The 21,619-nt window shown below is 46.0% G+C and carries 20 protein-coding genes; 7 read left to right on the top strand and 13 right to left on the bottom strand.

Features of this window, described 5'->3' with window-relative positions; translation table 11 throughout:
- Positions 1-58 precede the first annotated feature (58 nt).
- The 12 genes from dnaB to dnaA all read right to left on the bottom strand — a co-directional run bounded on the left by dnaB (position 59) and on the right by dnaA (position 14,464).
- Positions 59-1,444: a replicative DNA helicase gene (gene dnaB / locus FC26_RS09005; RefSeq protein ID WP_057779818.1), complete on the bottom strand. Its 1,386-nt coding sequence runs from the start codon at positions 1,442-1,444 to the stop codon at positions 59-61.
- Between the two features lie 33 nt (positions 1,445-1,477).
- On the bottom strand, positions 1,478-1,930 hold the full coding sequence (gene rplI, locus FC26_RS09000; protein WP_057779816.1) for a 50S ribosomal protein L9: 453 nt from the start codon (positions 1,928-1,930) through the stop codon (positions 1,478-1,480).
- Between the two features lie 5 nt (positions 1,931-1,935).
- Entirely contained in the window at positions 1,936-3,954 is a 2,019-nt protein-coding gene (locus tag FC26_RS08995) for a DHH family phosphoesterase (RefSeq protein WP_057779814.1), read from the bottom strand.
- 217 nt (positions 3,955-4,171) lie between these two features.
- Positions 4,172-4,408 (bottom strand): 30S ribosomal protein S18, encoded by a 237-nt coding sequence (rpsR, locus tag FC26_RS08990; protein WP_057779812.1) that lies wholly within the window; start codon positions 4,406-4,408, stop codon positions 4,172-4,174.
- A 24-nt stretch (positions 4,409-4,432) separates the two neighbouring features.
- On the bottom strand, positions 4,433-4,981 hold the full coding sequence (gene ssb / locus FC26_RS08985; RefSeq protein WP_057779810.1) for a single-stranded DNA-binding protein: 549 nt from the start codon (positions 4,979-4,981) through the stop codon (positions 4,433-4,435).
- A 37-nt stretch (positions 4,982-5,018) separates the two neighbouring features.
- A complete protein-coding gene (rpsF, locus tag FC26_RS08980) occupies positions 5,019-5,315 on the bottom strand; it encodes a 30S ribosomal protein S6 (protein ID WP_057779808.1) in 297 nt (98 codons plus the stop codon).
- A gap of 218 nt (positions 5,316-5,533) precedes the next feature.
- Positions 5,534-8,062 carry a DNA gyrase subunit A gene (gyrA, locus tag FC26_RS08975; protein WP_057779806.1) on the bottom strand — a complete coding sequence of 843 codons (2,529 nt, stop codon included), beginning with the start codon at positions 8,060-8,062 and terminating at the stop codon, positions 5,534-5,536.
- Between the two features lie 30 nt (positions 8,063-8,092).
- Complete coding sequence (gene gyrB / locus FC26_RS08970) at positions 8,093-10,036, bottom strand: DNA topoisomerase (ATP-hydrolyzing) subunit B (protein ID WP_057779804.1); 1,944 nt, start codon at positions 10,034-10,036, stop codon at positions 8,093-8,095.
- Positions 10,037-10,093: 57 nt separating this feature from the next.
- The gene (recF, locus tag FC26_RS08965; protein WP_057779801.1) at positions 10,094-11,269 is read right to left on the bottom strand and encodes a DNA replication/repair protein RecF; all 1,176 of its coding nucleotides are present in this window, start codon (positions 11,267-11,269) and stop codon (positions 10,094-10,096) included.
- 8 nt (positions 11,270-11,277) lie between these two features.
- Positions 11,278-11,502 carry a S4 domain-containing protein YaaA gene (gene yaaA / locus FC26_RS08960; protein ID WP_057779799.1) on the bottom strand — a complete coding sequence of 75 codons (225 nt, stop codon included), beginning with the start codon at positions 11,500-11,502 and terminating at the stop codon, positions 11,278-11,280.
- Between the two features lie 335 nt (positions 11,503-11,837).
- Positions 11,838-12,977 carry a DNA polymerase III subunit beta gene (gene dnaN / locus FC26_RS08950; protein ID WP_057779795.1) on the bottom strand — a complete coding sequence of 380 codons (1,140 nt, stop codon included), beginning with the start codon at positions 12,975-12,977 and terminating at the stop codon, positions 11,838-11,840.
- A gap of 167 nt (positions 12,978-13,144) precedes the next feature.
- The gene (gene dnaA / locus FC26_RS08945; RefSeq protein ID WP_057779792.1) at positions 13,145-14,464 is read right to left on the bottom strand and encodes a chromosomal replication initiator protein DnaA; all 1,320 of its coding nucleotides are present in this window, start codon (positions 14,462-14,464) and stop codon (positions 13,145-13,147) included.
- 488 nt (positions 14,465-14,952) lie between these two features.
- Here dnaA and rpmH point away from each other — a divergent pair, with 488 nt between their 5' ends.
- The 6 genes from rpmH (at position 14,953) to mnmG (ending at position 20,852) form a co-directional block, all read left to right on the top strand.
- The gene (gene rpmH / locus FC26_RS12570; protein WP_338045568.1) at positions 14,953-15,093 is read left to right on the top strand and encodes a 50S ribosomal protein L34; all 141 of its coding nucleotides are present in this window, start codon (positions 14,953-14,955) and stop codon (positions 15,091-15,093) included.
- 57 nt (positions 15,094-15,150) lie between these two features.
- On the top strand, positions 15,151-15,507 hold the full coding sequence (gene rnpA, locus FC26_RS08935) for a ribonuclease P protein component (protein ID WP_057779789.1): 357 nt from the start codon (positions 15,151-15,153) through the stop codon (positions 15,505-15,507).
- Positions 15,508-15,510: 3 nt separating this feature from the next.
- A complete protein-coding gene (yidC, locus tag FC26_RS08930) occupies positions 15,511-16,344 on the top strand; it encodes a membrane protein insertase YidC (protein WP_057779787.1) in 834 nt (277 codons plus the stop codon).
- A 134-nt stretch (positions 16,345-16,478) separates the two neighbouring features.
- Complete coding sequence (gene jag, locus FC26_RS08925; protein WP_057779785.1) at positions 16,479-17,303, top strand: RNA-binding cell elongation regulator Jag/EloR; 825 nt, start codon at positions 16,479-16,481, stop codon at positions 17,301-17,303.
- Positions 17,304-17,483: 180 nt separating this feature from the next.
- On the top strand, positions 17,484-18,872 hold the full coding sequence (gene mnmE / locus FC26_RS08920; RefSeq protein WP_057779783.1) for a tRNA uridine-5-carboxymethylaminomethyl(34) synthesis GTPase MnmE: 1,389 nt from the start codon (positions 17,484-17,486) through the stop codon (positions 18,870-18,872).
- A gap of 60 nt (positions 18,873-18,932) precedes the next feature.
- Entirely contained in the window at positions 18,933-20,852 is a 1,920-nt protein-coding gene (mnmG, locus tag FC26_RS08915; RefSeq protein WP_057779781.1) for a tRNA uridine-5-carboxymethylaminomethyl(34) synthesis enzyme MnmG, read from the top strand.
- A gap of 311 nt (positions 20,853-21,163) precedes the next feature.
- Here the strand turns inward: mnmG and FC26_RS13230 are convergent, their stop codons facing one another.
- The gene (locus FC26_RS13230) at positions 21,164-21,268 is read right to left on the bottom strand and encodes a transposase (RefSeq protein WP_083483807.1); all 105 of its coding nucleotides are present in this window, start codon (positions 21,266-21,268) and stop codon (positions 21,164-21,166) included.
- A gap of 73 nt (positions 21,269-21,341) precedes the next feature.
- On the opposite strand from FC26_RS13230, the gene FC26_RS08910 reads away from it, so the two are divergent.
- A partial coding sequence (locus tag FC26_RS08910) for a helix-turn-helix domain-containing protein (RefSeq protein ID WP_157061161.1) occupies positions 21,342-21,619 on the top strand: 278 nt, incomplete at its 3' end.

Raw genomic sequence — 21,619 nt, 5'->3', positions numbered from 1 at the left:
TCGACTTAAAAAAATAAGAGACCAACGACGGTCACCGTCTTGGTCCCAGATTAAGTGTCTATCCCTCTTGCGTGTAGGCAATCGAAGAAAATTTATTATACGATTTCACAAAGAGCAGTTTAACGGTCCCCCGTGGACCACTCCGGTTCTTTTCAATGATAACTTCAACTTCGCCGACATTTTCATCCTCATTATCGCGGGGATCTTGTGGACTATCCTCGTCATCATTATCCCGTTCATAATAATCGTCACGGTATAAAAATGCAACGATATCGGCATCTTGTTCAATTGATCCCGATTCACGAATATCGGATAGAACAGGTCGTTTATCCTGCCGTTGTTCCACACCACGGGAAAGTTGCGATAGTGCAATAACCGGACAGCTCAGTTCTTTGGCGAGCTTTTTCAGTTGCCGCGAAATTTCAGACACTTCCTGTTGCCGGTTTTCGTGGTTCGTACCTTCGATCAGTTGCAAATAGTCGATCACGATGAGCCCTAGGTTCCCTTTTTCTTTGGCCAACCGTCGACATTTAGCTCGAATTTCAGCGACTTTAATTCCGGCCGTATCGTCAATAAAGATGCTGGTTTTGGACAGGCTCCCCATCGCAACGACGAGGTTTCGCCACTCTTCTTCGTCCAGTTGTCCGGTTCGAAGGTGGTTGGCATTGATACTGCCTTCCGCGCACAGCATCCGGTTAACCAGCGACTCCGCACTCATTTCCAAACTAAACAGTGCCACGGTTTTATCGGTCTTTGTCCCAACATTTTGGGCAATATTCAGCGCAAACGCCGTCTTCCCAACGGCCGGTCGGGCCGCCAAGATGACAAGTTCATCGGAATGTAGTCCGGTCGTCATCTTATCGAGTTCCGGATACCCCGTTGAAAGACCAGTTACGGTTGACTCCTGTTGCGATAAACGATCAATTTCCTCGAAGGTGCCCTTTAAGACATCTTTGATATCCTTGAACCCTTCTTGGTTTTGATCCTCGGAAACGTTCAAAATTGAGCGCTCAGCCTCATCCAGCAAGTCGCTCACGTCCTCGTCGCCCGCGTAACTCTTGGTAACGATTTCCGTGGCGGTCTTAATCAAGCGCCGGGTAACAGACTTTTCATGCACGATTTTAGCATAGTAGACCACATTGGCGGCCGTCGGCACCGCAGAGGCTAACTCTGCAATGTAGCTGATTCCACCAATATCATCAAGCTGATTTGTTTTATTCAATTCTTCGGCCATGGTTAACGGATCAATCGGTTTATCCTGATCGTTAATCGCCATCATTTTTTCAAAAATGATCTGGTGAGCCCGCCGGTAAAAATCATCTGGACCGACGTACTCCATCGATTCCACTAAAGCGTCCCCGCTCAAAAAAACAGCTCCAAGAACTGCTTTTTCGGCTTCGACGTTTTGTGGCGGCGTTTGGTCCCCTAAAACATCATTGTTCATATTGGTTTCGTCCTTTTACACCCTTGTGAGACACTACTTTTCGACGACATGCACCCGAATCTTAGCACTTACCTGTGGGTAAAGCTTGACGGGGACGTTCGTGTAACCTAGCACTTTGATCGGTTCGTTAAGCTCGATCTTGCGCTTATCCAACTTGACATTGTACTGGCTATTCAACGCCTGTGCAATTTGTTTGCTTGGGATCGAACCGAACAGACGGCTATCCGTCCCAGCCTTGGCCTTGATTTCAATCACCGTTTCATCAGCTTCCAGCAACTTCTTGAGTTCTTGGGCGTCAGCCAAAAGTTCCGCCTGTTTCTTTTCTTCGGCGTGTTGTTGGCCCTTCAAGGCACTCATTGCTGATTTAGTAGCTTCCTTGGCCTTTCCCTTTTTGATTAGGAAATTTTGTGCGTAACCATCTGGTACCTCTTTAACTTCACCGCGCTTACCGCGTCCTTTAACATCTTCTAAAAAAATAACCTTCATGTTGGTCACTCCTCTTCATTTTTTTCTGATTCATCATCACCATGTAAAATGGCAACCAATTCCTGCTCTACTTCGGAGACCTGCTTCCCACTAATTTGGGTTGCAGCATTCGATAGGTGACCCCCGCCACCCATCTTCTCCATGATCACCTGCACGTTGTAATCACCCATCGACCGCGCAGAAATACCGACCTGATCGTCGGAACGGCGGGTAATGACAAACGAGGCATCGATCCCCTCCATTTGGAGTAATGAATCCGCGGCCTGAGCGGTGGTTACTGATCCATACGACTGCGTATCCTCACCGGTACAGATCGCAATCTTGTCATCCAGAATTTGCACGAGGGAAATTAAGTGGTTACGATCTAGGTAACTTGACACATTTTCCTTCATAAATTCTTGGATCAACATTCCATCTGCTCCCGCTGAACGCAGGTAGCTCGCGGCATCGAACGTTCGCGTTCCAGCACGGGACGTAAACGACTTCGTATCGACCTGAATCCCCGTCAACATGGCCGTGGCTTCCAGCTTATTGAGCGACTCACTTTCACGTGGTTGATATTCCAACATTTCGGTAATCAACTCACACGTGGAAGAAGCATACGGTTCAATGTAAACCAGAATTGGATTTTCAGGGAATTCTTCCCCCCGCCGGTGATGGTCAATGATCATCACCCGATTTTGTAGGCGATTAAAGACCTGTTCAGACATCGACATGCTTGGCTTCGAGTGGTCCACCATGATCAGCAAGCTTTGATCGGTGGCCTTTTCTTCGGCCTCACGAATCGTAATAATGTGATCCTTAATATCTTGATAACCATCAATTTCATGCATTAGGCGCTTAATGTCAGAATGAATGTGGTCGTCGTCGAGCACAATCCAGCACTCACGGCCGTTCATTTTCGCAATCCGCCGAATCCCAAGACAGGCTCCCAGTGAATCCATGTCCGGTCCCCGATGGCCTTGGACAAAGATCTGATCGGATTCCGACATCAATTCTTGCAGTGCCTGACTAATCATCCGGGCTCGAACCCGCGTCCGTTTCTCCATCGGATTCGTCTTACCACCGTAGAACCGCGCTTGTTGCCCGTCGGCCTTCACAACGACTTGATCACCACCCCGACCAAGCGCTAAATCAAGGTTACTTTGCGCGAGATCGGCAAGCTTGTTGAGATCATCGTCCCCGTAGGCAACCCCCACACTCAGCGTGACAGGTGCATTTTGTTTCGACGTATTTTCCCGAATCGTATCCAGAATGCTGAATTTATCGGCTTCAATTTGACGTAACGTTTGCTGATGCCCCAAAATCAGGTAATCATCAGTATCAATGACCTTCATGAAGACCCCGTACTTGTGCGCCCAGTCGTTGAGCTCAGACGTGACATAGTTGCGGAGGTTGGATTCCTCCGAGTCATTCATGCCTTGGGTTACTTCAGCGTAATTATCGAGGTAGATATTGCCAATAACCACCTTTTCATTTTGATACCGTTCGTCAATCTTGGCATATTTGGTAATTTCCATCAAGTAAATCGTGTGCAAAGCTGGCTGTACCAGCATCGTAAACCGTCGATTCCCCCATTTAATGGTTACCGGCGTATCCTGATCACTATTTTCATCGACCTTTTTAGCGAGGTGTTCATCGATTTCATCAAGGGTCTTCCCAATGACCTCTTGCTGATCAAAATACTTCACCATATATGGATTCACCCATTCAACTTCACGCTGCTCATTGAAAATAATCATTCCAATTGGCATCTGCAAAAAGGCCTCTTGTTGCCCGCGCTTGATGTGATAAGCCAAGTCAGTTAGGTACTGATTGGTATCTAGTACCAGTCGTTGTAAGGCGACCATCACAAAATACAGTCCGAAAGCAATCAAAATTAGCACAATCACGCCCAAAATAACATTGGTGATGAATGCAAAAATGATGCCCGCGGCCGAGACCACAAATAAAAATAGCGCAATCCAACTTACACGCGAATTACGAAAGAAAAAAGGTAATTTTTCGCGTTCAAATAATTTCATTTTGCTACTCCCTATTTTTTACATATACCTGTATTTTATCACACTTCTGCTCACCACATAGATGATTCCTACTTGAATCTCGTGGGCCATAGGATACTTGATTGCCACGCACCACAGAACGTGTTTAGTCAGCAATCCAATAATATATGATTCCCGAAAAAAAGAACAGTTGATACAAAAAACGAGCCTGGCAAAAGCCAGACTCGTTTTTTACTGATTAGTCTTCAGCAACGAATGGTAGAAGACCCATGATCCGTGCGCGTTTGATCGCAATTGTCAAACGACGTTGGTTCTTGGCACTCGTACCAGTTACTCGACGTGGCAAAATCTTGCCGCGTTCTGAGATGAACCGCTTCAATAAATCAGTGTCTTTATAATCGATGTATTCGATATGGTTAGCAGCGATGAAGTCAACCTTACGGCGACGACGTCCGCCTCTTCTTTGTTGAGCCATTGTATTTCCCTCCTCGTTTAGAGATTAGAACGGTAAGTCATCATCGGAAATATCAATTGATTCGCCATTGCTTGCAAATGGATCATTTGCACTTGAGGCACTGTTACCCGCATTATTATTGCCGGCTGATGCAGCAGGTGAACCAAATGGATTATTATTCATTGATGAGTTTTGAGGAGTCGTCTGATTGTTATCAAAGCTAGGCGCACCAGCGTTTTGGTTCTGGTATGAACCGCCTTGGTTTTGATTATGTGACCGTGGTTCGAGTAACGAGAAGTTCTCGACAACCACTTCAGTCACATAGACCCGTTGTCCCTGTTGGTTTTCATAATTTCTGGTCTGAATACGACCATCAATCCCAACCAAAGACCCTTTATGAGTGAAGTTACTGAAATTTTCAGCTGCCTTACGCCAAATCACACAGTTGATAAAATCAGCTTCGCGTTCGCCCTGCTGATTAGTAAACTGGCGATTGACGGCCAACGAAAATGTCGCAACTGCAGCTCCACTAGTTGTGTATCGCAACTCAGGATCCCTAGTTAAACGTCCAACAAGAATTGTACGATTAATCATAGACTAAAACTCCCTTCTGACAAGTAATTTCAAAAAATTAGTCTTCGCGCTTGATGATCATGTGACGAAGAATGTCGTCACTGATCTTAGCTAAACGATCAAATTCGTTTAAAGCTGCGTCGTCGTTAGCAGTTGCATTGATGATATGGTAAGTACCTTCATTGTAGTTACTGATTTCGTATGCAAAACGACGAGTCGACCAGTCTTTTGAATCAACGATGGTAGCACCATTGTCAGATACGATCTTATCAAAACGTTCTACTAAAGCAGTCTTAGCAGCTTCGTCGAGGTCGGGACGAATGATGTATGTGATTTCATATTTTGTTGGTTCCATTAACTGTTACACCTCCTTATGGACTTTGGCCCTTTTTCCCAATTGAAAAGAGCAAGGAGAGCACACCTTTTACGTATACTCACAGCTTAAAATTATAGCATGCCCTTTTCAATAAAACAATCAAAACAAACAAATAAAAAAATCCTAAATTGCGATACACATTATAAATACGCAATTTAGGATTTGATTTATTTTTTATTAATGCGAAATTAAGTCGCTTATTCTTGTGGTTTATCAGCGGATGACGTGTCCGTTACCGGTGCGGGCGTGTCAGTGTCAGCAGATTGCTCAGTTTCTTCATCTGCTTCGGCTTCCTTGTCCACCTTCGCCATCGTTGCAACCTTTGTTTGGTCATCCATCTTAATCAGATGAACCCCAACAGTGGCACGACCAGTCTGGGAGACCGTCTCAATGCCAAAGCGAATGATAACGCCCCGGTTAGTAACCAACATGATGTCTTCATCACCATCAACGGTGGTTAAGCCAACTAGCGGTCCATTCTTTTCGGTCACATTAACCGTCTTGATTCCTTTACCACCACGACCCTTAATTGGGTACTCGGCAGCCGCTGTTTGCTTACCAAAACCATGTTCGCTAATGACAAAGACCTTACTATCAGCATTCAGTAAGTCAACACCGATAACATAATCATTATCACGCAGGCGAATTCCCCGTACTCCGGAAGCGGAACGGCCCATCGAACGGACGTCGGCTGCTTTGAAACTAACGGCATACCCCAAGTGGGTCCCGATAATCATGTTCTGATCTTCATCGACAATTGAAACCCCAATCAGCTGATCATCATCCTTCAGCGTAACGGCCTTGAGACCGTTGCTCCGAATATTTGTGAATTCACTGACGGCCGTTCGCTTGACGGTTCCATGAAGCGTAGTAAAGAAGAGATACTTGTCGTCGTAATTCACGTCGTGTTGCACGTTAATAACCGCCGAAATCTTTTCCTTCGAATCCACGCCCAGCAAGTTAATTACTGGGATCCCCTTGGCCGTCCGCCCGTATTCGGGAACTTCGTAGCCCTTCATCGAGTAAACCTTACCGGCATTGGTGAAGAAGAGTAGACGATCATGGGTGGAAGTTGAAATCATTTGTTCAATGAAGTCATCATCATGAACACCCATCCCCTGCACACCACGACCACCACGGTGTTGCGTCTTAAATTCATCGACGGGCAACCGTTTGATGTAGCCGTTATGGGTCAGTGAAATAATCACGTCTTCTTCTTCGATCAGGTCTTCGTCTTCAATGCTTGTCACATCTCCGACTTGTAGCTCGGTCCGCCGTTCGTCACCAAATTTATTTTGAATTTCGAGTAATTCATCGTAAATGATTTGGTGAATTCGTTCGGTGTGCGCCAAGATATCCTTGTAATCAGCGATTGAATTCATCAATCCCTGGTATTCATTTTCAATCTTTTCACGTTCCAAACCGGTCAGCCGGACTAACCGCATATCCAAAATTGCTTGAGCCTGACGATCAGAAAGACCGTAGTTTTCGATCAACTGGTTCTTTGCAATTTCACTCGTCTGGGAATTACGGATAATACTAATGATCGCATCAATGTGATCCAGGGCAATCCGTAACCCTTCCAAGATATGGGCCCGTGCTTGGGCCTTCTTTAAGTCAAACTCAGTCCGTCGCCGTACAACCTTTTCTTGGTGTTCAAGGTAGTACTGCAGAATTTCCTTCAGGCTCAATACGCGTGGCGTTCCGTTGACGATCGCCAGCATGTTAAAGCCAAACGATGTCTGCATCAGCGTCATCTTGTACAGGTTATTCAAGATCACTTCGGCACTGGCATCACGCCGAACGTCGATGACGATTCGCATCCCATCACGATCGGATTCATCATTAACGTCGGTAATGCCTTCGATCCGCTTATCACGCGCCAATTCCGCAATTCGTTCGATTAACTTAGCCTTGTTGACCATGTAAGGAATTTCGGTTGCGACAATCCGTTGCTTGCCGTTCTTCAATTCCTCAATATCCACTTTTGCGCGGACGATGATTGATCCCCGACCAGTTTCATAGGCCTTCCGAATCCCTGACTTACCAAGGACAATGCCGCCAGTTGGGAAATCAGGACCAGGGATGGCCTCCATCAAATCGGCCGTTGTCGCTTCCGGATTATCCATCAAAATATGGATCCCGCTAATCACTTCAGCTAGGTTGTGGGTGGGAATACTGGTTGCCATTCCGACCGCAATTCCTGACGCCCCGTTGACAAGCAGGTTCGGGAACCGAGCAGGTAAAACGCTCGGTTCTTTTTCGGTACCATCGTAGTTATCCGTAAAATCAACGGTATCCTTGTTGATATCGCGCAACATTTCAACCGCGATCTTACTCATCCGAGCTTCGGTGTACCGCATGGCAGCGGCACCGTCACCATCGACAGAGCCAAAGTTTCCGTGACCATCAACAAGCATGTAGCGGTAACTAAAGTCCTGCGCCATCCGCACCATTGATTCATAGATTGCAGAATCCCCATGGGGATGGAACTTCCCCATGACGTCTCCCACAATTCTGGCAGACTTCTTGTACGGCTTTTCCGGCGTCACACCTAATTCGTTCATTCCGTATAAAATCCGGCGGTGCACCGGCTTTAGGCCATCACGCACGTCAGGCAACGCCCGTGAAACGATGACACTCATGGCGTAGTCCAAAAATGATGTCCGCATTTGTTTGCTTAAATTGACATCGGTAATGCGACTTGGCAAGTCTTGTTCAGCCACAGTGATTCCTCCATTTCGTAATTAGTCAGTTTACAAGTCCAAGTTTTCAACGAACGTTGCGTTTTCTTCGATAAAGTTCCGCCGTGGCAGCACCTTATCACCCATCAGCATTGAGAATACTTGATCGGCTTCGATCGCATCGTCTAAGTTAACCCGCAATAAGCGGCGTTTTTCTGGATCCATTGTGGTTTCCCAAAGTTGTTCAGCATCCATTTCACCCAGTCCTTTATACCGTTGGATAGCGGGCTTAGGACTTGGTTGTAAGGAACTCAATACTTGATCCAATTCTTCGTCTGAATCGATGTAGCGAATATACTTCCCTTGACGCACTTGATACAGTGGTGGCTGGGCAATATAAACGTACCCGGATTCGATCATTGGCCGCATGAAGCGGTAGAACAACGTCAGCAGTAGTGTCCGAATATGAGCCCCATCGACATCGGCATCAGTCATGATGATGAGTTTGTGGTACTTCGCCTTCGTCACATCAAAATCCGAACCAAAGCCGGTGCCAAGTGCCGTAAAGAGGGACCGAATTTCTTCGTTAGCCAGAATCTTATCGATGCTGGCCTTTTCAACGTTCAAAATCTTCCCCCGAATTGGCAAGATTGCTTGTGTCAGTCGTGACCGCCCCTGCTTAGCAGATCCACCGGCCGAATCACCCTCGACAATGAATAATTCAGAAATCGCTGGATCCTTACTGGTATTATCGGCCAGTTTCCCAGGGAGGTTACTAATTTCTAGTCCGCTCTTTTTCCGGGTAACTTCGCGCGCCCGTTTAGCCGCGATTCGTGCCTTAGACGCTAAAATACCTTTGTCGACAATCTTTTTGGCGACGTCGGGATTTTCCATCATGAATCGGCTAAACGTTTCAGCAAATAAATGATCCGTAACGGTCCGTGCATCTGAATTACCCAACTTCGTCTTTGTTTGTCCTTCGAATTGTGGATCGGGATGCTTGATTGACACAACGGCTGTCATGCCTTCACGCACATCATCCCCCGAAAGGGCATCCTCATTTGCCTTAATCTGCCCATTCTTCTTGGCATAGTCGTTGATGACCCGCGTCAAAGCAGTCTTAAAGCCCGTTTCGTGGGTCCCACCTTCGTAGGTATGAATGTTGTTGGTGAAGGTTAATAGGTTACTGTGAAAATCGTCCGTGTATTGCAACGATACTTCAACCGTAATGCCCTTTTCCTGCCCTTCAACATAGACGGGTTCGTCAAATAGAACGTCTTTGTTTTGGTTAAGGTATTCCACGTAGTGCCGGATTCCGCCTTCATAGTGGAATGACTCTTTGGTCGGCTCTGCAGGCCGTTTGTCTTCAATTGTGATCTTTAGGCCCTTGTTCAAGAAGGATAATTCTCGAATCCGGGTGGTGAGTACCTTGATGTCATAGGTCGTCGTTTCTTGGAAAATATCTGGATCTGGCGTGAAGTGCACGATTGTTCCGTGCTGATCTTCAGGACGATCACCAATGACCTTCATCGGCGTCTTCACATGACCCCGGTTGAAGTCCATGTAGTATTCCTTGCCACCCCGAATCACACGAACGTCTAATTCGGTTGACAAAGCATTCACGACAGAGGCTCCCACACCGTGCAAACCACCGGAAACCTTATATCCGCCGCCGCCAAACTTACCACCGGCATGCAGAATCGTGAAGACCGTTTCTAGGGCGGGCTTCCCTGTTTTAGCTTGAATATCAACCGGAATTCCCCGGCCATTATCAGTAACGGTCACGCTATTGTCCTTTTCAACGATCACGTTGATCTCGTCGCAAAAGCCGGCAAGGGCTTCGTCAATGCCGTTATCGACGATTTCCCACACCAAATGATGCAGTCCTTGAGACGTGGTGGTCCCAATGTACATTCCGGGACGTTTCCGTACGGCCTCTAGTCCTTCTAGAACTTGGATTTGACTGGCATTATATTCTCTCGCCCGTTCTGCTTTGGTTTCGTTTTCCTCGCTCACTTTGTTTCCTCCTTAGTTGAATTACACCATCCACGCGTTGCGCAATGGTTCCCTGAGTCACTCCGTCTCCGATGACGAGTCTACTTGCTCGTCCGTTTTTGTTTCGTTTGTTTCTTCTGTTTCCTTTTCCAACGTGCCATGTGCAATTCTGAAGATCGTCGGGGCATTAATTAACTGCCGCGCAATCCCGCTCAAACTCGTGGTGGTTAAAAAAGTTTGCACCTTATTTTGAATGGCTGTTAACAGATGTGTTTGCCGATCATCGTCCAATTCTGACAGCACATCGTCGAGCAACAAGACCGGATATTCGCCAGTCTGTTCCTTCATGAGATCAATTTCAGCCAGTTTAACCGACAAAGCTGTCGTCCGTTGCTGGCCTTGTGATCCGTAGGTCTGAACATTCTTATCGTTGACCAAAAAAATAAGATCGTCGCGATGTGGTCCATAAAGCGTTGATCCATGGTCAATTTCTCGATCTTCATTTTTAGTTAACAGCTCTAATAACGCCTGGTAAACATCTTCTACCTTGAGGTCATCGTCCAACGTCACCTGCGTCGCATACTGAAACCGTAACTGTTCTTTTTGAAGTGAAATATCTCCGTGAATCACCTGAGCCCACTTCTCTAGTTGCTTGAGAAAGGCTGCGCGCGCAACAATGATTTCCGCTCCCAAGGCTGCAACCTGATCAGACAGGACCTGCAAAAAGACCCGATCCGACTGACGGCGCGATCGTAATTGCTTGAGGTATTCGTTTCGCTGCCGGAGCGCCGTTTTATACTGACCAGAGTTGTAAAGGTACTTATTACTCATCTGCCCAAATTCAAGATCCATAAAGTGCCGCCGAACAGCTGGTCCGGCCTTAACAAGGGACAGATCTTCGGGGGCAAACACGATCACATTCAGCTGGCCCACATACTGGGATAGCCGGCTTTGTTCCAAATGATTGACCTTGGCTTTTTTTCCCTTCGCTGAAAAATGGAGTTCTAGTGGTACCGTATCAGTTCGTTTTTCAACCGATCCTGATAACACGGCTTCGTGCGCCTGCCAATTAATCAGCTCTCGGTCATTTGAAGTGCGATGACTGCGGGTTAATGCTAGGGCGTAGACCGCCTCCAATAGGTTGGTCTTCCCCTGCGCATTTTCACCAATTAAGACGTTCACTCCGGGGGCAAAGTCCACGGTCAAATCATCGTAGTTGCGAAAATTGTGCAAATGAAGTTGCTTTAAAATCATTGTGCTACCTACTTACTTTGAATGACAAAGCTACCGGCCTCGGGGACCGTCACATGGTCATTGGGATAAAGTTTCCGGCCACGACGTTGATCAATTTCATCATTGACTAACACTTCATTTTCTCTGAGGAACCATTTAGCGGCACCACCAGAGGCAATAATTGACTCTTCTTTCAACAGTTGTCCGAGGGTAATAAAGGGGCCCTCAATCTGAACAATTTTGGATTCTTGCATCTCATCACCTACTCTCACTTACCCATCTATTATACCTTTAAAAATGGCGAAAAACAAATGAATCACGCTTATTTACCCACTTTATAGCCTGTTTTATGTATTTTGGCATTTTTATCAAAAACAATAAAAAACGCCTTAAAATTAAAATCAGCCCGTTTAGCGTCCATTTTGGTCATTTGAGGGTCGTCAGCTGAGATGATGGCGTTTTCATAGAGTAATGAGAACATTTGACCATCATTTTTAGTGATTATGAAGGGAAAAACGAACATTTTCAAAAAAATAAACGTTCACCACATAGCGTGGGAACGTTTATTTTGAGTTGCCGTTATTTCTGACTAGTAGGTTCTAACGGGTGTAATCAGTTGGATGAAATTATCTTCGTCTTCTGTTGGAACCAGTGTAAATGGTCGCAGTGCCGACGTAAAGGCAATTTTGATTTCACTTTGGCCAAATGACCGCAGCGCGTCCTTCATGTAATCGGGATTAAACGAGATTTCAAGACCCGCACCTTCCAGACTAGAAGCCTGAATGTCTTCTTCAACATTTCCGACGTCTGGCGAATTACCGCTAATCTTTGCCAAGTTAGCATCTGGTCCGAGGGTCAATTTAACCACGTTGTTGCGACTTTCGTGAGAGAGCAACGAGGCCCGTTCGATTGAAGCTAAGAAACTCGACGCGTTCAATTCAACGGTTGTTTCGGATGATTCTGGGATCAAACGACTAGTTTCAGGGTAGTTTCCTTCCAGCAAACGAGAGTAGAACCAAGTTTCGCCGAGAATAAAGAGTACTTGGTTTTCAGCAATTCGTAATTCCACGGTTTCACTGCCGTCGCTAATCATTCGTGACAGTTCCGTTAAGCTCTTTCCGGGAATAATCACATCATAGCGTTGAGCAATCGCCTCGGGGAGTTGCACCTTACGCTGCGCCAATCGGTGACTATCCGTGGCGACGGCCATTAATTGCGTGCCCTCTAAAACGAAGTGCACCCCAGTCAAAATTGGTCGACTTTCTTGATTGGAAACAGCAATGACGGTTTGCCCAATGATTTCTTTAAACAAGTCGCCCGCTAGTTTCACGGTGTCGGTTGTTTCGATTTCTGGTAATCGCGGATAATTTTCAGCATCCTGCCCATTAATAGTAAATGAGGCTGAGCCAGATGTGATTTGAGCCTGAAAACCATCGCTAACTTCAATCGTTACCTGTTGATCAGGTAGTTTCTTCACAATTTCACTGAAGAATCGCGCTGGTAGAACAATTGAACCGGCTTGATCAACGGTCAGGCCAAAGGCATCATCTTCGGTCGTCATAACGGTTTGGATGGTGATGTCAGCATCGCTCCCCGTCAAGGTAACATCCTGTGGTGAGACAACCATCTTAAGACCAGTCAAAATGGGAATCGTGGTTTTGGAAGAAATAGCACGTAGCACATCATTTAATTTTGCGGTAAACGCAGAACGATTAATTGTAAATTTCATCTGATAAGCTCCTAACGGGATTTATATATTATTAATTAAAAAGAAAGTCGTAGTAGTAGGGCCTGTGGATAATGTTGAAAAGGACGGTGAACGTAATGACCAGTTAGTTTTCCACCTGTGGATATCTTGTGGATAACTGCCCAATTCATTCCTGTGTTTTCCACAAGCTAAGGTTTCAGTTCCATTTTAAGGTTTTGCACATCTTCTTGCAAACTTTGATCGGTTTGCAGGGCTTCTTCGATTTTGTCGATGGAATGTAACACGGTCGTATGATCTTTCCCACCAAACTCGGCCCCAATTTTAGGGAGCGAATTATCCGTGAGCTCTCGTGACAGATACATCGCAATTTGCCGGGGAACGACGATTTGCTTGACCCGCTTCTTTCCTTTCAGATCCGCTTGCGAAATGTGGTAGTAGCTGGCAACCTTTTCTTGAATGAGGGCGATTGTCAAAACCGTTGAGCCAGACAGCTTTAAGCCCTTCAAGGCGTCGGAGGCCAAGCTGGTTGTGATCATGGCTTTACTGAGGTGGGCATAAGCCTGAACACGGGAAAGCGCGCCCTCTAATTCACGGACGTTGGAGTCGATTTGGCCAGCGATGTAGGTCAGGGTGTCGTTGGGGATGTCGATGTGGTCAGCCTGCGCCTTGCTTCTCAAGATCGCAATCCGGGTTTCTAAGTCGGGAGGCGTAATATCGACGGACAACCCCCACTTAAACCGGGACACCAAGCGATCCTGCAGCTTAGGGATTTCGTTTGGCAAACGGTCGGAAGTGAGCACGATTTGCTTGTTTTCTTCATATAAGGCGTTGAAAGTATGGAAGAATTCTTCCTGCGTTCCTTCCTTATCCGCGAAGAATTGAATATCGTCGACTAATAAGAGGTCGAGATTACGGTATTCTTGTCGAAATTGTTCCTGCGTCCCGGTTTGAATGGCATTAATGAAGTCGTTCGTGAATGCCTCGCTGGTGACGTATTTAACACGGGTTTCGGGGTTGGTAGCCATCATTTTATTGCCAATGGCGTGCATCAAGTGGGTCTTCCCAAGTCCCACGCCCCCATAGAAGAAGAGCGGGTTGTACATATTGCCGGGTTCTTCTGAAACCACTAAAGCAGCCGCGTGAGCCATTTGATTACCCTTACCAATCACAAAGGTATCGAAGGTGTAACGCGGATTAAGGGCAGTGTTGACCTTGAACGATGGCTTAACGACAGTTGCTTGGGGCTGTTCGGCCGGTTCTTCCGATTCAACGATAAAGTGAGGTTCAATTTTCGTCGAAGTGGCCTCATAAGCGTACAAGCGAAACTTATCTGCAAGCGAATCATTCCAGTAGTCCTTGTGAAAACGGGTGGGGAGTTCGATAGTCATTTGGTTATTGGCTAGCGAGATAGCCTTAGCCGGCTCAATCAGGGTTGAGTAGGTGACGGGCGATGCTTCCGTTTTGAAGGATTTTTTGATCATTTGCCAAAGTGCTTCTAGATCATTCACAGTGACTCCTCCTAATTTAAAGAAATACTTTAGTTAGTTTAGCATGTTGACAAGGAGTTTTCCACAGGGTGTTAAAAAAAGAAATAACAAATTGCACAACGCTGTGTGGAAATAATCCACAGGGATGTGTAAAACAAAGACGGACTGGACTAGAATAGAGTTTTCCACAAAAAGGTGTTCGAAACCAATGTGATAATAGCGGGACTTAAGAGAGTTATTCACAGCAAATAAAATGCCTGTGGATAACTTTATTAACAGGGTGTTTACATGTGCAAAAACGCGGAAAATACCTGTGGAAAGAATTTGAGACAAAGCTGTGCAAAAACAACGCTGTGGATTATTTGGCTAAATTGTGGATAACTAAAAAAATTTTATTTATTTTTTATCCTTTATTATTAGGAATGAGTGTGCTAAAATCGATAGGTATTGTTTGGAAAGAACGGACTTTTCGACTATAAAAATAAATCAATTGCTAAATAGGAGGTGCTATATATATGAAGCGCACATTTCAACCAAAGAAACGGCATCGTTCACGTGTTCACGGTTTCCGTAAACGCATGAGTACAAGTAACGGCCGTAAAGTATTAGCACGTAGACGTTCAAAAGGCAGAAAAGTATTATCTGCATAAAAAGGCCACTAGACTATAGTGGTCTTTTTTTCTGAAAAGTTTTGGAGAAAATTAATTATGAGAAAATCGTATCGGGTGAAAAAGGAAAGCGAGTTTCAGCGCGTATTTGAGACCCATAACTCGGTTGCTAACCGTAAATTCATCATCTATACAATGGAGAAACCGGGACAAAAGCATTTTCGTGTTGGGATCTCAGTCGGCAAGAAAATTGGTAATGCGGTTCATCGCAACTGGGTTAAACGGCGGATTCGGCAAACGTTGCTGGAAGTAAAGCCCCAATTGAAAGCCGATTGTGATTTCTTGGTGATTGCTCGCCCAGCCGCTGATCAGATGAGTATGGTCGAGACTAAAAAGCATTTAATGCATGCATTAAAACTGGCTCAACTCTTAGACGAAAAACAAAGTGAGGAATAAGGCTTGAAAAAACACATCAAAAAGTACCTGACGTTGGCAAGTGTTTTGTCACTAGGGCTATTTTTGGCAGCGTGCTCGAATAAGCCCATTAATAGTCACAGCACTGGTTTGTGGGATCATTGGATTGTTTACAACTTCTCACGGGCCATCATTTGGTTGTCAAACAGCTTCGGCGGTTATGGCATGGGGATCATCATCTTCACGATCATCATCCGGATCATTATCCTGCCGTTGATGATTTACCAAACGAAATCAATGCGTAAGACGCAGGAACTGCAACCTAAACTGAAGGCACTACAAAAGAAGTATTCTTCTAAGGATATGGAAACCGTTCAGAAGATGCAGGCTGAACAAAAGAAGCTGTATGCTGAAGCGGGCGTAAACCCATTCGCATCCATGTTACCAATGATTGTTCAATTGCCAGTCATCTATGCGCTGTATCAAGCAATCTGGCGGACGGATGTTTTGCGGGCTGGGTCGTTTATGTGGTTACAGTTGGGTCACCGAGATCCATACTTCATTTTGCCACTCCTTGCGGCACTGTTTACGTTTGTTAGCTCGTGGTTATCAATGGCCTCAATGCCAGAGAAAAACGCGATGACGACCAGTATGACATGGTTAATGCCAATCTTTATTTTCTTCATGGCAATGAATATTTCGTCAGCCATCTCCCTTTACTGGGTGGTGACGAACGTCTTCCAAGCTGGTCAAACACTCGCTATTCAAAACCCATTCAAGATTAATCGCGAACGGGCTGAGAAGGAAGCCGCTGAAAAAGCCAAGCGTAAGAAACTAGAAAAAGCCAAGCGGCGGGCCGTAAAGGGTCGTCGAAAATAAGCTGAACTTGATTAAGGTCATCGTCGTGAGGCGGGGCCTTTTTTTATACGATCGGATGGCCAGAAACGTTGTGCCAGGTTTCATGTCCATGTATGGTATAATCGTTGACGATAAGAACATGAGGAGGTCGCGAAATGGCGATTTTTACAGGTAAAACAGTTGCCGAGGCGATTCAAAATGGGTTGCGCACCCTTAAATTAAGCCGACACGAAGTTGAAATTAACTTGATTGAGTCGCCTAAGAAGGGATTCTTAGGCTTGCATCGGCGAGAAGCGCAAGTCGAAGTGAAGGCGATTTTACCCCAACATACGGGTGGGGCACTCCTTCATCCGGACCTTGCTGAAGAGGTCAATGTGCAGCAGCACCAAAAAGAGGCCACGGAAGGATTTGGCGGCGTGGAAGAAGCACCGACCGAAGACGAAAGTGAAGAAGCGACCGACGATCAGCAAATTAGTCCGGCCGAAATTCACCGTCGTGAAGTGGCGAACCAGCAAAAACTAAACCAGGTGGCCGAAATGGCGGGGTATTACTTGGGTGATATTTTAGATGGTATGCAGTTACCAGTTGAAACGACCGTAACGGTGGATCGCCGAACGGTAACGATTGAGTTAGCAACGGACCAGCCGGCCAAGGTGATTGGCCGTCATGGTATGACCATTAACGCGTTACAATCGATGGGACAGACCTTTATGAACCTACACGGTGTTGCAAAGGTCACCGTCGTGCTGGACACTAATGATTACCGTAAAAAGCGGGAAACAGTGCTGATCGGGGTAGCGAAAAAGGCGGCCACGGAAGTCATTGCGAGTGGCACGGCGGTTTACTTAGATCCGATGCCGGCCAATGAACGGAAGCAGGTGCACCAAATTTTAGCAGAAAATAAATTTGTGCGGACTTATTCGCACGGTCGCGACCCACGGCGGAGTGTTGTTGTTGCCCCGGCCAGCGAATTGAGCTAGTGAATATCATGGCGGGAGACAATAATGATTGACAATCTTGCCAAAGTTTTCTAAAATAATGGACGTTTAAATGTTAATACGGGTAAAGTAGTGAAAGTGCTTTGACCACGCTGGCTTTTTTGGCAGGCGTGGAGTGGCGCTTTTTTTATTTGGTGTATGTATTTTGAAAGGAGAGCTAACGTGGCAAATTCAGAGTTTGATACGATTGCGGCGATTTCGACCCCGGTGGGGGAAGGCGGTATTTCGATTATTCGCATTAGTGGTGATGACGCCCTGACCGTGGCTAGTGAAATCTACCATGGTAAGGACCTCACCCAGGTCGCGAGTCACACGATTAACTACGGCCATATCATTGATCCCACGACGCAAAAAGAAGTCGATGAAGTAATGGTATCCGTGATGCGGGCCCCAAAAACGTATACGCGTGAAGATATTATTGAAATCAACTGTCATGGTGGTCTTGTGGCCACCAACAAAATTTTACAACTAGCCCTAAGCTACGGGGCACGGTTGGCCGAACCGGGTGAATTTACCAAACGGGCCTTCTTGAATGGCCGCATTGATCTGTCGCAGGCTGAAGCGGTGATGGACCTGATCCGGGCTAAGACGGATCGCTCAATGAAGGTGGCTTTAAATCAGCTTGATGGTGATTTATCGCGATTAATTAAGGCGCTTCGTCAGGATATTTTGGACGTGCTGGCTCAAGTTGAAGTCAATATTGACTATCCCGAATATGATGCGGTCGAAGAGATGACCACCAAATTATTAAAAGAAAAAAGTGCCGAACTCAAGCAACAAATCGATCAGTTGCTTAAGACGGCTAAGCAGGGCAAGGTCCTCCGAGATGGTCTGGCAACGGCGATTATTGGCCGGCCCAACGTGGGTAAATCAAGCCTGCTTAATAATTTATTACACGAAGATAAGGCGATTGTCACGAACATTGCCGGTACGACGCGTGACGTGATCGAAGAATACGTGAACGTGAACGGTGTCCCACTGAAATTAATCGATACGGCCGGTATTCGTAAAACAACCGATCAAATTGAACAAATTGGCGTTGAACGGAGCCATCAAGCAATTGAAACGGCCGATTTAGTGCTCCTCCTTCTTAATAGTAGTGAGCCGTTGCAACAAGAGGATCTGGATCTGTTGCAAGAAACTGATGCGAGCCAACGGATTGTATTGTTGAACAAAACGGATTTACCGATGCAATTAGACCGCGATCAACTCCGGACATATGTCGATGATGATCATGTGATTGAAACATCGATCGTGCATAATGCGGGGATGGACCAGCTGGCAGACAAGATTAACCATCTCTTCTTTGAAGAGGGGATTGAGAGTAACCAAAACAGCGTGATGGTCACGAATGCGCGACACATCGGGCTGTTACATCAGGCCAGTGACGCTCTGAACGATGTGCAGATGGGAATTGCGGCCGGTATGCCGGTAGATCTTGTCCAGATCGATATGACCCGTTGCTGGGATTTACTCGGTGAAATCACCGGTGATAGCTATCAAGATGAGTTGCTAGATCAACTCTTTAGCCAATTCTGTTTGGGGAAATAAGCGGTTCGTCCAAGCAGTGCAACGTTCAGATTTAACTTAAAAACTTAGGAGACAAAAATCATGGAACAAGCTTTACCTTATAAAGGAAAAGATTACGACGTTATCGTCGTTGGTGCCGGTCATGCCGGTAGTGAAGCGGCCCTTGCTGCCGCCCGAATGGGAAATAAGACCCTGTTAATCACAATTAGTCTCGAAATGGTGGCCTTCATGCCATGTAACCCTTCCATTGGGGGACCTGCTAAGGGTATCGTGGTGCGTGAAATCGACGCCCTCGGTGGTGAAATGGGTAAGAATATCGATAAGACCTACGTCCAAATGCGGATGTTGAATACGGGGAAGGGTCCTGCTGTCCGAGCATTGCGGGCCCAAGCTGATAAGCATGCGTACCATGCCGAAATGAAACATACGATTGAAAAGGAACCGAACTTAACCTTACGGCAAGGAGTGGTCGATTCTTTGATCGTTGAAGACGGGGTCTGCAAGGGCGTCGTGACGAATACTGGGGCACATTACGGTGCCAAAACGGTCGTCTTAACGGTTGGTACGGCGGCGCGTGGCAAGATTATTATCGGTGAGTTGCAATACGAATCTGGTCCTAATAACTCTAAAGCAGCCATGAAACTATCCGGTAACTTGGAAGAGCTCGGTTTTGAACTCAAGCGGTTCAAGACGGGAACACCTCCCCGGGTGGACGGAACGACGATTAACTACGCCGAAACCGAGGAACAACTCGGGGATGCGGAGCCTAACCACTTTAGCTTTACGACCCCGGATAGTGACTACCTCTTGTTAAAGGATCAGCTCTCTTGTTGGTTGACCTACACCAACGAAGACACCCATAAGTTAATTAGGGATAATCTGGATCGGGCACCGATGTTTGCCGGCACGATCAAGGGTGTGGGTCCCCGCTATTGCCCATCGATTGAAGATAAGATCGTACGGTTTGCGGATAAGTCACGCCACCAGCTGTTCCTAGAACCTGAAGGACGAAACACTGACGAATGGTATGTTCAGGGGCTGTCGACGTCATTACCAGAAGAGGTTCAACAGCAGATTGTTCATTCAATCAAGGGGCTTGAAAATGCAGAAATGATGCGGCCAGGTTACGCCATCGAATACGACGTTGTGGCGCCTTATCAATTACGGCCCACACTGGAAACGAAACTGGTTAAGAACCTGTACACGGCCGGACAGACTAACGGAACGTCAGGGTATGAAGAAGCAGCCGGCCAAGGCATGTTAGCCGGAATTAATGCCGGGTTGCGAGCTCTGGGCAAGGATCCTCTAATCCTGAAGCGTTCGGATGCCTACATTGGCGTGATGGTCGATGACTTGGTTACTAAGGGCACCAACGAGCCTTACCGGCTACTAACGAGTCGGGCCGAATACCGGTTGATCTTGCGTCATGATAATGCTGATCTACGGTTAACGGAAATGGGACATGAAATTGGTCTCATTAGCGACGAGCGTTATGAAGCAATGCTTGCCAAACGGCATGAAGTGGAAGCCGAAGAAGCACGATTGGCATCAATTCGGATTAAGCCCAATGAGGCTGTGAACGCCTTTTTAGCTGAAAATGGGCAAAAGCCGTTAAAAGATGGTGTGCTCGCAAGTGAATTCTTGCGGCGGCCAGAAGTGAAGTACGCCGATTTGCTGCAATTTATCCCAGCAGCCGATCACGAATTAGATCGGCGGGTCATTGAACAGGTCGAGATCCAAATTAAGTATGATGGCTATATCAAAAAGGCCGAACAAAAAGTTGAACGGTTGAAGAAGATGGAAGCGAAGAAGATTCCAGATCGAATCGATTACGATGCCATTGATGGCCTAGCTACCGAGGCCCATCAAAAGCTGAACAAGATTCGGCCGGAAACTATTGCCCAAGCATCGCGGATTAGCGGCATTAACCCCGCAGATATTGCGATCTTGAGTGTCTATATTCAACAAGGCAAAATTGCCAAGCTAAAAGCGGCCCAATAAGCAAAATAGCGTTGCGCGAACACAGTAGTGTCCTTGCGCAACGCTATTTTTTTGTGAAATTTAATAGGAAATACGGCAGAAATCTCCGGATTTTAATCAGGTAGATGAATGCCCATGTATTAACGCCGTAAGGCGTTTTTATTTTGATTTTGGATATATTGATTCACAACATCTTTGCTTATGTTGCCTAGGGTATTCATGTAGTAACTGTGAGAGACCATAGATGGCCTTCCCTCAGAATTTTTGCCGCTTTAGTTTTGGTGATTTTCGAAAAAATGTGTGCAAAGGTCCCTTTAAATACTTTCACGATATTAGTAAGAGTTGAAATTTATCAACGCGTGAACATGGTCGGGCATGATTTCCATTTTTTCTACTGTAATCTCATTTAGATCTACGATTTTTCTCAGTGTTATCATTATAATATTGTGGGGAACTTACGTTCGTTTGTGTGCTATAATAATTTTATCATAGTTGAGGAGGTGAAACTAATTGAGTAAAACCATGGCCAAACTTCCCTATCACTACGGCGTAAAATTACGTATTTTTCCATCTAATGAGCAGAAAAGACTTATTAAACGGAATAGCGACGCTAGTCGCTTCATCTACAATGAAATGAATGGGATGAATAACGAATTATTTTTACTTCACCAAGTGAAAATACCAATTGAACTAGTACAAAAACGAATTCAAACACTAGAACAACGATTAAAAACGCCATCTACTGGCATATCAAATGTTCATGGTTGGCTTAATGATAATGATTTAGA

It is taken from the genome of Paucilactobacillus vaccinostercus DSM 20634 (genome assembly GCF_001436295.1).
Lineage (GTDB): Bacteria > Bacillota > Bacilli > Lactobacillales > Lactobacillaceae > Paucilactobacillus > Paucilactobacillus vaccinostercus.
The sequence above is the reverse complement of the archived record's forward strand: the minus strand, read 5'-3'. Positions and strand labels throughout refer to the sequence as shown.